The organism is Arthrobacter sp. NPDC093125 (genome assembly GCF_044754225.1).
Lineage (GTDB): Bacteria > Actinomycetota > Actinomycetes > Actinomycetales > Micrococcaceae > Arthrobacter.
In genome coordinates, this window is record NZ_JBIVOQ010000007.1 from 122,158 (window position 1) to 136,120 (window position 13,963).

11 protein-coding genes and 3 pseudogenes are annotated in these 13,963 nt (G+C 60.6%); 11 read left to right on the plus strand and 3 right to left on the minus strand.

Annotated elements, in window-relative coordinates:
• Nucleotides 1-248 precede the first annotated feature (248 nt).
• A complete protein-coding gene (locus ACIP9X_RS14630; RefSeq protein ID WP_400480469.1) occupies nucleotides 249-839 on the plus strand; it encodes a recombinase family protein in 591 nt (196 codons plus the stop codon).
• Nucleotides 840-963: 124 nt separating this feature from the next.
• Here the strand turns inward: ACIP9X_RS14630 and ACIP9X_RS14635 are convergent, their stop codons facing one another.
• On the minus strand, nucleotides 964-1,491 hold the full coding sequence (locus ACIP9X_RS14635) for a hypothetical protein (RefSeq protein ID WP_400480470.1): 528 nt from the start codon (nucleotides 1,489-1,491) through the stop codon (nucleotides 964-966).
• 363 nt (nucleotides 1,492-1,854) lie between these two features.
• Between ACIP9X_RS14635 and ACIP9X_RS14640 the strand changes: the two genes are divergently transcribed.
• From ACIP9X_RS14640 to ACIP9X_RS14650, 3 genes are all read left to right on the plus strand, one after another.
• The gene (locus tag ACIP9X_RS14640; protein ID WP_400480471.1) at nucleotides 1,855-2,469 is read left to right on the plus strand and encodes a hypothetical protein; all 615 of its coding nucleotides are present in this window, start codon (nucleotides 1,855-1,857) and stop codon (nucleotides 2,467-2,469) included.
• 217 nt (nucleotides 2,470-2,686) lie between these two features.
• Nucleotides 2,687-3,649 carry a hypothetical protein gene (locus ACIP9X_RS14645; RefSeq protein ID WP_400480472.1) on the plus strand — a complete coding sequence of 321 codons (963 nt, stop codon included), beginning with the start codon at nucleotides 2,687-2,689 and terminating at the stop codon, nucleotides 3,647-3,649.
• Between the two features lie 1,050 nt (nucleotides 3,650-4,699).
• A complete protein-coding gene (locus ACIP9X_RS14650) occupies nucleotides 4,700-4,894 on the plus strand; it encodes a hypothetical protein (protein ID WP_400480473.1) in 195 nt (64 codons plus the stop codon).
• Nucleotides 4,895-5,304: 410 nt separating this feature from the next.
• Here the strand turns inward: ACIP9X_RS14650 and ACIP9X_RS14655 are convergent.
• A pseudogene (locus tag ACIP9X_RS14655) lies at nucleotides 5,305-5,553 on the minus strand (transposase); the annotation flags it as partial.
• A gap of 5 nt (nucleotides 5,554-5,558) precedes the next feature.
• Between ACIP9X_RS14655 and ACIP9X_RS14660 the strand changes: the two are divergent.
• The 3 genes from ACIP9X_RS14660 (at nucleotide 5,559) to ACIP9X_RS14670 (ending at nucleotide 8,233) form a co-directional block, all read left to right on the plus strand.
• The gene (locus ACIP9X_RS14660) at nucleotides 5,559-6,170 is read left to right on the plus strand and encodes a Fic family protein (RefSeq protein ID WP_400480474.1); all 612 of its coding nucleotides are present in this window, start codon (nucleotides 5,559-5,561) and stop codon (nucleotides 6,168-6,170) included.
• 299 nt (nucleotides 6,171-6,469) lie between these two features.
• Nucleotides 6,470-6,976, plus strand: coding sequence for a hypothetical protein (locus ACIP9X_RS14665; RefSeq protein ID WP_400480475.1), 507 nt, complete (start codon nucleotides 6,470-6,472; stop codon nucleotides 6,974-6,976).
• Between the two features lie 675 nt (nucleotides 6,977-7,651).
• Nucleotides 7,652-8,233, plus strand: coding sequence for a recombinase family protein (locus tag ACIP9X_RS14670; RefSeq protein ID WP_400480476.1), 582 nt, complete (start codon nucleotides 7,652-7,654; stop codon nucleotides 8,231-8,233).
• Nucleotides 8,234-8,427: 194 nt separating this feature from the next.
• Here ACIP9X_RS14670 and ACIP9X_RS14675 read toward each other — a convergent pair whose 3' ends face one another.
• Nucleotides 8,428-9,372: a hypothetical protein gene (locus ACIP9X_RS14675; RefSeq protein WP_400480477.1), complete on the minus strand. Its 945-nt coding sequence runs from the start codon at nucleotides 9,370-9,372 to the stop codon at nucleotides 8,428-8,430.
• 1,903 nt (nucleotides 9,373-11,275) lie between these two features.
• Here ACIP9X_RS14675 and ACIP9X_RS14680 point away from each other — a divergent pair.
• The 4 genes and pseudogenes from ACIP9X_RS14680 to ACIP9X_RS14695 all read left to right on the plus strand — a co-directional run.
• A pseudogene (locus ACIP9X_RS14680) lies at nucleotides 11,276-12,370 on the plus strand (tetratricopeptide repeat protein); the annotation flags it as partial.
• 65 nt (nucleotides 12,371-12,435) lie between these two features.
• Nucleotides 12,436-12,702, plus strand: a pseudogene (locus ACIP9X_RS14685) (tetratricopeptide repeat protein); the annotation flags it as partial.
• A gap of 111 nt (nucleotides 12,703-12,813) precedes the next feature.
• Complete coding sequence (locus ACIP9X_RS14690; RefSeq protein ID WP_400480535.1) at nucleotides 12,814-13,071, plus strand: tetratricopeptide repeat protein; 258 nt, start codon at nucleotides 12,814-12,816, stop codon at nucleotides 13,069-13,071.
• 238 nt (nucleotides 13,072-13,309) lie between these two features.
• Nucleotides 13,310-13,960, plus strand: a complete 651-nt coding sequence (locus ACIP9X_RS14695; RefSeq protein ID WP_400480478.1) for a hypothetical protein — start codon at nucleotides 13,310-13,312, stop codon at nucleotides 13,958-13,960.
• The last annotated feature ends 3 nt before the right edge of the window (nucleotides 13,961-13,963 follow it).

Genomic DNA, 13,963 nt, shown 5'->3' on the forward strand with positions numbered 1-13,963 from the left:
GCCATAGTGGGGGCAGGTGGAGCCCACAAAGAGCGCCTGGGGACCAGAGGTAGACAAGCGAGCCTGCGCCACGGCGAGGCATGTCTAAAAACTCTTCGCCCTTGCGAAGATGGGTAGTTCAATAACGACGCCGTTTCTGACCGGCCCGCGGCCAGCCTTCAAAAATGTGAAAAAAGTACTCATATCGTTGGTCAAAACTGGTTCTCGAAATGAAACCTAGTCAAAACCTAAAGTGGAGGCTTTTTGACGTGTCTGGCAACGTAATTGGTTACGCGCGGGTGAGCACCCGGGGGCAGTCCCTGGATTCCCAGGTGGATGCACTCGTCGCTGCTGGGGCCGTGCGAGTGTTTCAGGAGTACGCGTCCGGCGCCACCCAGGCGAGAACGCGGTGGAGGGAATGCTTGGACTACCTGCAGCCAGGCAACGTTCTGACAGTTGCTGACCTGACCAGGCTGGGCCGCAGTACCGCGGACCTGGCTGACATTGTGACGGTGTTGGGACAGCGGGGGATAGGGTTCCGTTCCCTGGCAGAACCATGGTTGGATACCACGAGCGCACACGGCAAGCTGATCTTTGACATGTTCGCATCCCTTGCAGAGTACGAACGGTCCCGGCTGTCTGAACGGACCAAGGCCGGCCTGGCGGCGGCGAAAGCACGCGGGCGGCGTGGTGGCCGCCCTCGAACGATGACGCCGTCAAAGACAGAAGCCGCCCGGCAGCTGCGCAGCCAAGGAAAAACTCTGAAGGAGACAGCCCAGATCCTCAGCGTCAGCATCTCATCACTGACCCGGGCCCTTAGCCGGAACGACGTCCCAGAAGTCGCAACTGCAGCCGCGTAGCCGCCTCTAGTTATGAAATGCTTCTGGGACGCTCAGATTACGGACAAACCGGCATATATGGCGGGACAGTTAGCCGCCGCCGACCGGGCGGGAAGATCTTCGTGTAGGGCCGGTTGTTCCAGGGTCACTGCTTGTCGGCCCAACGTTCGTGGGCAGACTGTCGGCTGGTGCCCACTGCACGGCCGATATCCGCCCAGGAGGCCCCGGCCGCCTTAGCCGCGGCAACGGTCTTATCCAACCTTTGGCCGGCCTGGCTGTGCTCGCGCGCAGCTGCTGCAACACCCAGGATCGCTTCCGACGGGGCGATGTGGGCCTTCCACTCGTCGTGGATGGCGTCTTCAACCTCTCGGGAGGCGTCAGCGAAATCCTCTAGGGCAACGTAGTCACGACGCTCGCTGAAGTCAGCATCGGCCGGGGAAGCAACTCTTTTCCACATCTCGCCTTGCCAGCCGCAATCGCACGCTCCACGCCAGCCGATAATCTCTGCATCGGGAACTACTTCGTAGTCAGTCATCAGCTTGTCCCGCTTGTACCGCCCGGAGATACCCTTGACGAGCCTTCCTTCACCTGAAGACGAGGACGATAACCGTCCATCAGGCGCGACACAGGCCGCCCACCCCTCGTGTTCGTTGTCGTTTGAAATCCAGCCCATGGTCCAGCCTTTCCTGTCAGGAGTTCCTGACAGCCAGTGTCTCAGGACCCCCTGACATTGACTAGACACAGCGGCACCCAACGTCTTACGTGTCAGCGATGGGTGTCTCAGTTTCAAGGAGGTGGGACATGTGCGGCAACGAAGAAGTGGGACACCACTAATGACCTATGAGACTGCACCGTACACCAGCAGGTCGCGTATAGAGGGCGACCTCGCGGACACTTCACCGGGCGAGGTTTAGGGGAATCGGGCTCAGGAGGACCTTGCCATGCGACGATCATTTGGACCAGCTGTGCGTTGACCGACCGCCTAACGGCGGGCAGCGTGGAGTCTTCTGCCCTAGAGCTAGGTCAAGATAGTCCAATGGACAAGTGGACGAGCAGTGAGTGGCTGGCCTTCTGGAGCATTGTGATTGGCGGCGCCTTAGCTATTGCTGCAATTTTTTTCAGCATCTGGGCAGCACGACGTTGGGGGAACCGCAGGGGAAGATTACTGCTGGCATACAACGTCACCAGCCTCATGCCTACCGGAGGGCCCCGGGAAGGCCTTGGCTTCACATACAAAGGAATCCCGGTGAACGACCCGCAGCTTGTGACCTTGCGGCTAAAGAATGTAGGCCCTCACGACATCACCCGAGATCACTTCGATCAGAATCAGCCCCTCTGGGTTGGACTGGATGCCACGTTCATGGGTCTGATCCACACAACCAGCACAGTCGGGGCCTCCCCGGGGATGGCCATGCAGGCCATCGGAACCGAAAACGCTCAAATTGGCTTCAATCCTGGGCACTTGCCTAAAAAAGCTGAATGGATGGCAGAGTTCCTCGTAGAAGGCACTGCTGTACCGAGTTTACGAGGGCTTCTCATCAACACTGATATCGACGAAGGAGAGAGCGGCAGCCGTAAGGTACTTCGCGAACTGGCACTACTAACGATCCCGTGGCCCGGCCGTGTGCTGGCGGAACTGCTGCTCAAATAGGAAGATAGGCAAGCACTGGCCGTTCCAGGCTGTGGGCCTGAAGATTCCCCATCAGGTCAGTGTCTCGAAACCGTACGTCTCAAGTCACTAGCCATCCACGACAGCTCAAGGAGCAGTGCCGCGACACGTCGGGTGTTCTGAACTGCACTCTCCGCTTGGCCCTGGGCTTTACTTCATATAGTCGCGTGGGAAGAGCAGCAATCTATAGTCTGATCCGATGTCATATTTTGGCTCCGGTCACGCTGTCAATTTTCGCATCCCTGTTCCGTTGATGTCTCAGGAGTCAGGGCATGTAGAGGGGCGGGTGGAATTAGGGGCATCACGGTCACCGAAAGCGGTCTTATATGCCGGGCACAAGGTTGTGGCTGTCCTTCAGGGAATAAACGCAATTACTGGCCTGTCATCCACCCCTCGCGCGGACGACTTCATGGTTCTGATCCAAGACGTTGAACTGATCACCGTCGGTGGGATCCGCAAGGAGTTGCTGGAGAACCTGCCCCGGGTTCCGGGCCTGCGGTTTGGCTCTGGTTCCCCCCGGATCGAGATCCGCTCAAAGAGCGGAGAAGCAGCAACGTTCAAGGTAGAAGTCTTCGATGAAGCCTATTCGAAGGTCGTCTCCGTTCTGATTTCAGCTCTTACCGCCCGCGGCAACGCCAAGAACAAGAGCGACGACGCCAACTGCAAGAGTCTTTCGGATGAGGTTGACGAGTATGATCTGGGTGTCGATGCCGCTTTGCAGGAGACGATCTATGGGGCGCTACGCTACTTTGCCGACGCTGCGATGGGGAGTTTGGACGGACTGGTCGTCCTACCCTGCATGATGATCGGAGATAAGAGCTCCTGGAATGGTCACGCCATCGTGCTAAATGACGATCTTGGTTTCTTTGAGTATTCCGACTGCTCCGTCGAAGACAAATCAAAGGGGAGCCCCGTACTGGCGAAGATGTCAGAGATCACTGGTTGCACCGTGTTTAAGCCCGAAGAGTTCAACATTGCCCGACGGTCGAGGGTGCAAATGGGCAAGGCTGCGGGCAACTATGTGAAGATCAAGGTCCTGTTCGGTCAGAAGTCAATGACTTTAATGGTCCCTCTCGACGCTTACGATGCTGAAGAAACGCCTTACGTAGAGAAAATCACGGACAACCTTCTCGAATCGATAAATCTTGCCCTGGTTTACTGAATCGCTCGACCTGTAAGGCTGCGCCACGGTGAAGGCGCCTCAAATGCACGCCCCTCGTCTCACAACTCTAGGGTTTCGAGGCGCAGCGGTTTCGAGACACCTGGTTCCCTCGAGAACGCGAACAGAAGCACGGGGAGGCCGCCTCCTTTGGAGGACCGCGGCTCAATCACTAGCTGGGAAGGTTGTGACCACTAGTCGCGCACTGGAAGGGAGCGTCTGAAGATCCGCCTGCTTGGTACAGTTTCGATCAACGTCAGTCCGTGGGTGCACCGGCTTGCCATCGCTCACCGGCATAAGCGCATCTCGAAGGGATTGAGCTATGGTCTCCGACGCATACACAATTTGGGTACTGGACGGCCCGGTTGGACACCTGGCCATTGCAGACCGGTCAGGGTATCTCGCGAGCACTCTAGGACCCACTCGATATTTCCAGCGCGACCGGGAGATGATCGAGGCGGCAGCAAGTGGGCTACCACGAGCGATCCTCGTTGGTCATTGCAACGACGAAGCTTTAGCAACCTTCGTACGTTCAGGGGGACTAGGAGACAAGCCCGTGCTCGTAACTGCGCCTACAAATGCGTGGATAAGCCCATCCAAGCCAGCCAATGTCTACGTATACGAGGACGACGTCCTTGGTGCTTTGTCGAAATTTGGCAATGAAGTGTTCGGTCGGCAGCCGTGAAGGCCCGTCGGCAGCCTCAGCCGGATGCTTGGATCGTAGACGACAACGCCAAGTCACGCGCCGACGTATCCGACGTCGTCCGTCGAGTGCGCTTGTCTCCGGTGCAACTCGCGACGCAGAGCGAACTAGTTGACCGGCTTACGCGCGTTTCCGACGGAGAACGCGTTCCAGCGATAATTGTGCTGGATCTCCGTTTGCCATGGCTTGCTGCTCGCGAGTCTAATGCGACTGCCATCTCTGGCGGCCTTGGATGCTTGGCCTTATTGCGGCAAGAGCCATCGACTGCGCAAGTTCCTGTCATCGTATACAGCGCATTTGTTAAGGACGATGTCATCAATAATGAGCTCCGCGTACACCAACCAATCGGCTTGGTTGATAAGCGCGACGGACTGCCGCAACTGCGTGTGGTGATCGAAAATTTTTTGCCGCAGACCGCGACGCTGACACGGCGCGACCGCCTCTCTCGCTGGTTCGCGACGAATGAACGCCTGCTGATTCGCGTTGGAAGCCTAGCCGCCGCCGGAACTGCGATCTGGGCAGCCGTAGCATGGATTTTTCGATAGCGTGGCCGAAGCTCACTGACGATGGCTAGCCCTGGCAACCCGTTACGCCAAACTCGCCCCCACCTACCGCGGCGGAGCAGTCCTCAGAGCGATCTGCATCTGGCTGACAGGCGTGGCTGTTGTTAGTTCCGGCGATTATCCATCTAACCGCCTGTTTCGAAACCCTTGCAATTTGAGGCACCTGGGTTATGAGACACACAGCGGCGGGATTGGAGAGGGTGCGGCCGTCCGTAATGGATCCTCTACCGAGGCGCCAGATGCTGCTGTTCACAAGCGTCTAGCTAGTGGCTCTTGCCAGCGTCACAGATCAACATTATGCAGTTCTCGCAGGATGAGTAGCCCGGTGGAGGTTGTTCCCGTAATCACTGTGATTCCATCCCATGGTTGGGCCCCCGTTAGCAGTCCGGCGTCTATGCGATAGCTAATTGGTTTTCTTGCGTCCAGTTTTCCCAGTAGCGTTTCGGCGTCATGCCGTCCAGGGATCCGTGGGGCCGTTCATGATTGTAGATCGCTTTCCATTCCTCGGCCAAGTACTTCGCTTCGGCCATGGTGTCCATGATTTCTCCGGAGAGTTGTTCCCTTCTGAATTGGGCGTTGAAGGATTCGATGAAGCCGTTCTGCCAGGGTGATCCCGGGTCGATGAATGCGGTGTCGACCCCGGCTCATGGCTGACCTTGTCGCCTTCGCCGGGCGCACCGACGTGCCCGTGCTCATCCAGGCAGCGATCGCACACGCGCAGTTCGAGACCATCCACCCCTTCCCCGACGGCAACGGCCGGACCGGACGGGCACTCCTCCAGGGCATGCTCCGCCACGGCGGCTTGACCCGCAACATCACTGTGCCCGTGTCGGCAGGACTCTTAAACGACACCAACGCCTACTTCCGCGCACTGGCCGAGTACCGGGCAGGGAAAGCGGACGCCATTGTAATCACCGTGGCCGAGGCGTCTTTTGCTGCAATCCGGAACGGCCGCCGGCTGGTCGATGACGTCCAGACTGTCGCGAAACGCTGGGACCACCAGGTCGTGGCCAGAAGCGACTCCTCGGTGCACCGGGTAAAGACATACCTGCTCCGCCAACCGGTCGTGAACACCAGGACCATCGCGGCAGAGCTGAGTATCAGCGAGGTCGCCGCGCAGAGCGCGGTCGACAGGCTAGTCGAGGCCGGCGTGCTCACACAGAGCACCACCGGCCGCCGGAACCGTATCTGGCAGGCGCGGGAGGTCCTCGCTGCACTCGATGCGTTCGCGGCGCGGGCCAGACGCCGCCGCGGCTGAGAGCCCATTCTCGGGGAGCAGCTCGTCGCCTCCCCAAAGATTGTAGTCAAGGACGGCCAGTGCAGGTGAAATAATCACCAGCGCGGTACCGAGGAGGATCAGCACTGTTGATGCCTTCTTGCCGACACGAAGTGGGGAATTCAGCGAGCAAAACTGGGGTATTTCGGTGAGCGCGGTTAAGGGCACGGGGCTGCCTGTTGTTACGCCGCCTCGTCACAAGCCGTACCGGCGTATTGGAAGCACTATATGCTCCCGATCAATAGTATGCGGCGGAGAACACGGGGGCTCGTATGCATGTGGTGATCGACCAACGACTGCTTAGTGACGATGAGCTCGATGAGTACCGGCGCATCAACAAACTGTCCTTCTCCGAAAACGACATCGTCCGGCTTGTGATCCTGGGTCTGATTTACCCGGCACTGACGGTCTTCCTGGTCGTGCAATCAGAGCAGCTCAAAGGCGATCCCAGCGACTTGGACGGCCTTTTCAGTCTGTTGGCAGCGGTTGTACTGTTCACTGGCTGGATAGGACCCTTCGGGGCCTGGAAGCGCGGATCCGAGAATGCGAAGAAAACTCGGGATGAACGGAGGTGGAAGTTCCGCCGGTCCCTGCGTGGGTACGATAACCGGCGCCTGCGGCCTGCGGTCCCTGACGATGAGCCCGGCCCAACACGGCGCCGAACGCAGCACTTGTGGTACGACGGGCACGATGAGCTTGACTGGCAGGACCGGACCCGCGCCGAGATGCTCGGAGGCATGGACGTCGATACGTACATCAACAACGTGGCAGAGCACGACAAAGACTAGGCGGCCCGCACCAGCCGCTTCTGGAGGGCATCACCCGAGGCGGGACCGTTTAGCTCCAGGAATCGTGGAGCAGTTCAAATGCATGCAGCTCGTTGCGCCCGAGTAGACGTTGCTGGGCCGGCGACTGTCCGATCGGGCGAGTCCAGTGTCGCGTCGCTTCGCTCTATTTTGAACGCGACGGTAGCGGCTTCGATGCCCTGAACGCCGGCCACGACCGGCTGCCGGATGACAAGGCGATGGAACGGTTCTCCACCCAGTAGGGGATGGTCCAGGTGTTTGTCAGGACCGGATTTTCAGCGGCAGCACCTCTGGCCTTCTGTTTCGCGTCCATTGAACGAGAACAGTGTTCCCGATCCATGAGCCGTCGTGGGAGAGGACATGGCCGGCATGGCGTTGGCCGTGGCGGGTTTTCCGTCATGTGATCGCGCGACTCTGCGCGCTCAAACCCCCTTTTCTAGCTCAGCTTCGCCTCACTTCAAGGGGTCGGTTTTTTACCCCCTGACGTCTCGAAACCCTTGGGATACGAGACGTCTCACCGGCTATGTCCTACAGGATCTGATTACCGTGGAATCTTGCGACTTTCTCTGCATCCGGTGATTCTCATAACTATGTCTCGAAACCTTCTGCTTGAATCGGGGTACTAAGCGTTAGTTATGCGACACTTTGGAGGCCTGCATGTCGAAACTTATTGGCTATGCACGAGTTTCAACACGGCAGCAGTCCACCGACCGGCAGGGGGCGGATCTACTGGCCGCCGGCGTTCGACGCGATGACCTCTACATCGACCATGGAGTCTCCGGAGCACGTGCTTCACGACCGCAGTTCGATAAAGCACTCGACGCACTCATCGAGGGTGACACCCTCGTCATCACGACGTTGGACCGGCTCGGACGATCCACCCAGAACATGCTTGCCTTCGCCGACGAACTCCGCAGCAGGGGCGCCGGCCTCCGCGTCCTGAACCTGGGCGGAGGCGACGTCGACACCGCAACACCGATGGGCTCTATGTTGTTCACGATCATGGCCGCCCTCGCGCAGATGGAACACGAGATCAAACGCGAACGTGTTACGGATTCCATAATCAAACGAAGAGAAGCTGGCAAGGACCTTGGCGGCCGGCCCCGCCGGGTCACTGATAGTCAGATCAGAAGCGCTGTTCGACTGGTCAAAGGTGGCGAGCCCGCGGCGCAGGTAGCCCGCGATCTCGGTATGTCCCGAGCGACGTTCTACAGGCGGTCACGAGCCCTTGCCGACTAGCAGGGCGACATTTAGCGCCGCAAAAAGACCGCCATTTACCGCCAACAGTCACACCGCAAAGCCGGGGCTTTGAAAACCATCGACGAGGATCCCTTGCCGTCTAGACAAGGGATCGTTTTGTGAGAACGAGGTGAGCGTCAAGCTGGGCCCGCTACATTTTCTGGGGTAAGTCTGAAACGGGCCCTATTTCTGTCCTAACGGGTTGCTGCATCGTCCAGTGCGGCGGCGATCGGCTTTCCCGTTTGTGCTTTTCGGAGGTAGTACTCGCCCTGATGGGGTTTTGCGCCGTTGTCGACGGTCCATGCGGATTCGAGGACGCCCTCGGCGGGTTTGTTTCGGTCGAAGAGGGTTGTGAGGTCTGGCTTGGCGGCGACAAGGTCGTTGCGGTCGGCGATGCTGACCCATTTACGTACCAGGTTTGGGTACTCGGGGGGTTGAGGTTTGATGCGGTCGTAGATGATGGTTTGCAGCCCGAGTGGGCTGCCGATGGTGAGTAGCAGCGGCAGCGGGGCTTTCAAATGGCTGGCGGCTATTTCGTAGGCGATGACCGAGCCTAGGGAGTGGCCGATGATGGCCTTCGTGTCGGGGCCGATCAGGTCCAGGACCCGCTGCTGGATCTTCTCGTACAGTTCCGGTTCACTGAGGTATCTGGTGACCTGTTTCAGGGACTTGTTGACGAAGCGCTCGGCGAAGGCCATCCCGGTTGGCGCGAACCACTTGAGTTTGGCTACCCCGTTGATTATCGCCCGGGTAGCCTCCTCCTTGGGACCCTGAGGCGGGTGTGTCGGGTCCAAGTGGGCGAGTTGGCGTTTGGCGGTCTTCTGATCGGGGTTGTCACGCTCGGCCGCGTGGGTCAGCCACTCTGCAGCCAGGGAAGCAGCGAGATCCTGCTCCTCCTGGGGCAGGTCGGTGAGTCTGTCCTCCCCTCCCTGTGCGCCCTTCCTTTTGAAGAGGTCGCCGTAGTACGCCATCTGTATATCGGGGCTTCCGGGTCGGCCGGCGGGCCAGATGGTGTCAGCCAACCCGTCGTGCCCGGCGGCCCTGACACCGTCGGCGAGAGCGGGAATCCAGCGGTATTCCAGGCTCGCTTTTCCTTCTTGTTCCTGGGCGATGCCGTGAATTAGGACGATTTCAGCCATGATCGGTTCCCTCGGGGTGTGCGTCTGTAGGCTCCGGCAGCATCTCCCGGTGTTTGTGTATGGTACCGGCGGACTGCTGCCCGTGATAGAACGTCCCATGGAATCGCGACGGCATGCCCTGGTGATTGGCTCACAATGCGATGCTTTGGAGCCTCTGGAATTCGTGCCCGGCCGGGTCGATCGGCTGATCACCCTGTTGACTGACCCCCGCCGCGGCGGATGCGAGCCCGAGCATCGCGGCAGTGTTCGCCTTATGGACCCGACAGTGGTGGATTTGAGGGCAGCGGTTGAAGAGGCTGTGGTCCGGGCATCGGCGGCGCAAGCAACGCTGATTATCTGCTTCATCGGTCACGCCGTGACAAGGCCGATGCCCAATGGAGAGCTGAAGTTTTTTCTCATGCCGGTCGATAGCGACGCTGCCAGACCGCGCCCTGAGACCGCTTACGAGATCGGTAGCCATCTGGCGTTTTTGCTCTCAGATCTGGACATCGAGGGGCTGGACGGATTGATGCTGGTCATCGATGCCTGCCATGCGGGCGTGGGAGCCCTGGAAGTCATGTCCCAAGTAGGTACTGTCACCGGGTCTACGCGCGTGCTGGTCCTGGGGTCGACCTTTGATGAAGTCGCATATGAGGGCTGCTTTTCCCGGGCATTGATCGCTTTGATGCAAAACGGGCTTCCGCATCTGTCCAGCGACTACATTGGCGGGCAGGAAGCCGCAAATGCGGGTGTTGATGCCTGCGGGAAACAACAGCAGGAAACCTTCCTCACAATGGCAGCGTCCGGAAGACCGGGTAGCGATCGGGGACTCTTTGTCACGCGGAACATAGCTTCGCCATACTCATGGGCGCTGGCCGGCACGGCAGAAGGAGAACAGGCGGTCTCACTGACCCAGGGATTCCAGCCCTCCCATGACTTGGAGCGCGTGATGGGCGCGTTGTTCATCGCCCGTCTGGTGGTCCTTGTCGGCGGGGCGGGGTCGGGCAAGTCGGCGCTGGTATCGGCGATGGCCCGACCGGAGCTACTGCCCGGGCACCACTCCCGGTTCCTGGCCGCTGTGTCGTACGCATCATTGTCGCGCACGCTTCCCGACGTCGCCGACAGCCTGGCTGCACAATTGGACAACACTCCTGGTTTCCCGGATGCGGAGGCGGCTTATCGGCAGACAACCGACGCAGAGGAATACGAGAACCTGCCCGCCCTGGAACGCCGGGTCTTCGGTCCGCTCAAGAAGATGAAAATCCGAGAGAGAATCCGTGTCGTCGTCGACGGGGCAGACCAGCTCGACACGGCCAGCCAGGAGGAACTGATCACCGCGGTGGCAGCGGTCAACTCTGACCCGGGGCTCGAACGCGTAAGCGTGCTGTTAACTACACGTCCGGACTCCACGGTCGTTCTGAATCGCCCTGATCGCGCGGTAAGGCTTGATCTGATGCTTCCCCGGCACGAAGAAATGTTTGAGTATCTAACCAATCAGGGAGTGCCGAACAGACTCGCCGGGAATTTGGTCCAGCATGCATGGACCTGGCTAGAACTGGCCCTCCTCTCAGACATTGGATCTGCGCTGCCTCCGGAGGCCATGTACACAGGGACATTCAGCCTGGAAGATCTTTACCGGACGTGGCTTGCCACGAACGTTCCGACATCGGACCGGGAGACCCGGGCTGCACTGGCAGTGTTGGCCGCCGCTGGCTCCGGCCCGGTCCTTCCTGTCTTCGTCACCGTGGCCGCCGGCACACGCCTAGGCGGGCCCTCAGCTGTCCCCCAGCTCCGGGACGTCCTTCTGCGCCTGGATCCGGTTACCACCCGCGCCAACCCCGGCACTGACGCCGAAACCCTTGGCCTCTTCCACGAAACCCTCGTCCATTACCTGCGCTCGGAAACCGCCTGGGCCGACCTGGTGATGGAAGCCCACGAAGCGATCCTCGCCGAACTCGAAGTGACTACGGATCCTGCAGCCCAGGCTTACCGACGGACCCGTGTCGCTGAACACCTCTGGGTGCTGGAACGCTATGACCAAGCGCTGGAGGCCGTAACGTCCGGCTTGGACCATCGGGCCAACGACAACCGGAACATCCTTGAATCGTGGGACACCCGAAGCGCAGCCGTACTGCCTTCAACGAGCGAGAGCAGACTTTTCCTCCGCAGCCATCTGGCCTACTGGACCGGGGAAGCCGGGGATGTGGCGGGCGCGCTCACCCAGTTCCGGGAGCTGCTGGACGCCGAGCTGCAGGTACTTGGACCCGACCACCCCGACACCCTCCGCACCCGCAGCAACCTGGCCTCCTGGACCGGGCAAGCCGGGGATGTGGCCGGGGCGATCACCCAGTACCGGAAGCTGCTCGACGCCCAGCTGCGGGTACTTGGACCCGACCACCCCGACACCCTCCGCACCCGCAGCAACCTGGCCTCCTGGACCGGGCAAGCCGGGGATGTGGCCGGGGCGATCACCCAGTACCGGAAGCTGCTCGACGCCCAGCTGCGGATACTCGGACCCGACCACCCCGACACCCTTACTGCCCGCAGCAACCTGGCCTCCTGGACCGGGCGAGCCGGGGATGTGGCGGGGGCGCTCACCCAGTACCGGAAGCTGCTCGACGCCCGTCTGCGGGTACTTGGACCCGACCACCCCGACACCCTCCGCACCCGCGGCAACCTGGCCTCCTGGACCGGGCAAGCCGGGGATGTGGCCGGGGCGCTCACCCAGTACCGGGAGCTGCTCGACGACCAGCTGCGGGTACTCGGACCCGACCACCCCGACACCCTCCGCACCCGCAGCAACCTGGCCTCCTGGACCGGGCAAGCCGGGGATGTAGCCGGCGCGCTCACCCAGTACCGGAAGCTGCTCGACGACCAGCTGCGGATACTAGGACCCGACCACCCCGACACCCTCGGCACCCGCAGCAACCTGGCCTCCTGGACCGGGCAAGCCGGGGATGTGGCGGGCGCGCTCACCCAGTACCGGGAGCTGCTCGACGACCAGCTGCGGGTACTTGGAGCCGACCACCCGACACCCTCGGCACCCGCAGCAACCTGGCCTCCTGGACCGGGGAAGCCGGGGATGTGGCGGGCGCGCTCACCCAGTTCCGGGAACTGCTCGACGACCAGCTGCGGGTACTTGGACCCGACCACCCCGACACCCTCGGCACCCGCAGCAACCTGGCCTCCTGGACCGGGCAGGCCGGGGATGTGGCGGGCGCGCTCACCCAGTACCGGGTACTGCTCGACGACCAGCTGCGGGTACTCGGACCCGACCACCCCGACACCCTTACTGCCCGCAGCAACCTGGCCTCCTGGACCGGGGAAGCCGGGGATGTGGCGGGGGCGCTCACCCAGTACCGGGAGCTGCTCGACGACCAGCTGCGGGTACTTGGAGCCGACCACCCCGACACCCTCGGCACCCGCAGCTACCTGGCCTCCTGGACCGGGCGAGCCGGGGATGTGGCGGGCGCGCTCACCCAGTTCCGGGAACTGCTCGACGACCAGCTGCGGGTACTAGGACCCGACCACCCTGACACCCTCGGCACCCGCAGCAACCTGGCCTCCTGGACCGGGCAAGCCGGGGATGTGGCCGGGGCGCTCACCCAGTACCGGGACCTGCTCGACGACCAGCTGCGGGTACTTGGAGCCGACCACCCCGACACCCTCGGCGCCCGCAGCAACCTGGCCTACTTTGAGAATGTTGCCGAACCATTTTGAATGAGGCCTGGCGGGATTGCATTGCTGGGACCGGTCCCACCAATGGATCCTTTTCCGAGACGGCACAATGGACCACGGTCCGATTCTGCGTCCGTATATGCACCCTCACCGAGCATCATCTCGCGCAGGTTATACGGGAATGTTGTCGGCCTCGCGCGACCGGATATCACGCTAAGCTCACTGCCGCACAGTAAGCTATGCGAACACGTCACCCGTTGCCTATCAGAGAGCATTCACTATGCCGCCGAGCAAGATCACCATCGAAGACGCCTATGAGAAGGGCTGGAACTCGACGGCTAGAAAATTCATGCTGGGCCACGAACTATTCGCGACCAAATATGGTGATGAATACGCTTACGCCTGGATGTGCGGAGCGCAGGACAAGCGCACGAAAAAGAGCAAGTGGTTCAGCTTTGGTGATGCTATGGAATACATCAAGAACAAGAAAGAAAAGGAAGCTGCTCGCCAGGCCGCTCGCCCTGAGGATCCCCCCGCAACTCCCGGCCTACTCGACAAAACAGCTCGTTCCCTCGAATTCACGGCATCCCCTACCGATGGTGATGCGGCAAGTGAAGTCAAGAGGATCCTCCCAGCCAGGACCATAGTAAAGGCCGACGAGCAAGCGTGGAACGTGTGGATCTTAACCGCACAAGTCAAAAACGAAGGTGAATTTCGGTGTGTGGCAAAGTCAGAGGACTTTTGGATGTCTCAGACAACGATCCGCCAGAGACTGCGAAGGCTGGAAACCAGCATAGAGAACCTCGCGCTGGAGGCCAGCATGACTGACGATGAAGGCCTTGCCCAAGAACTTCGTAAGGCCGCATCGAGGGCGACCCGTCTCCACGAAAAAACGGCTGCAATGCGGCCTCGGAAATCTACAACGCCGTAACAG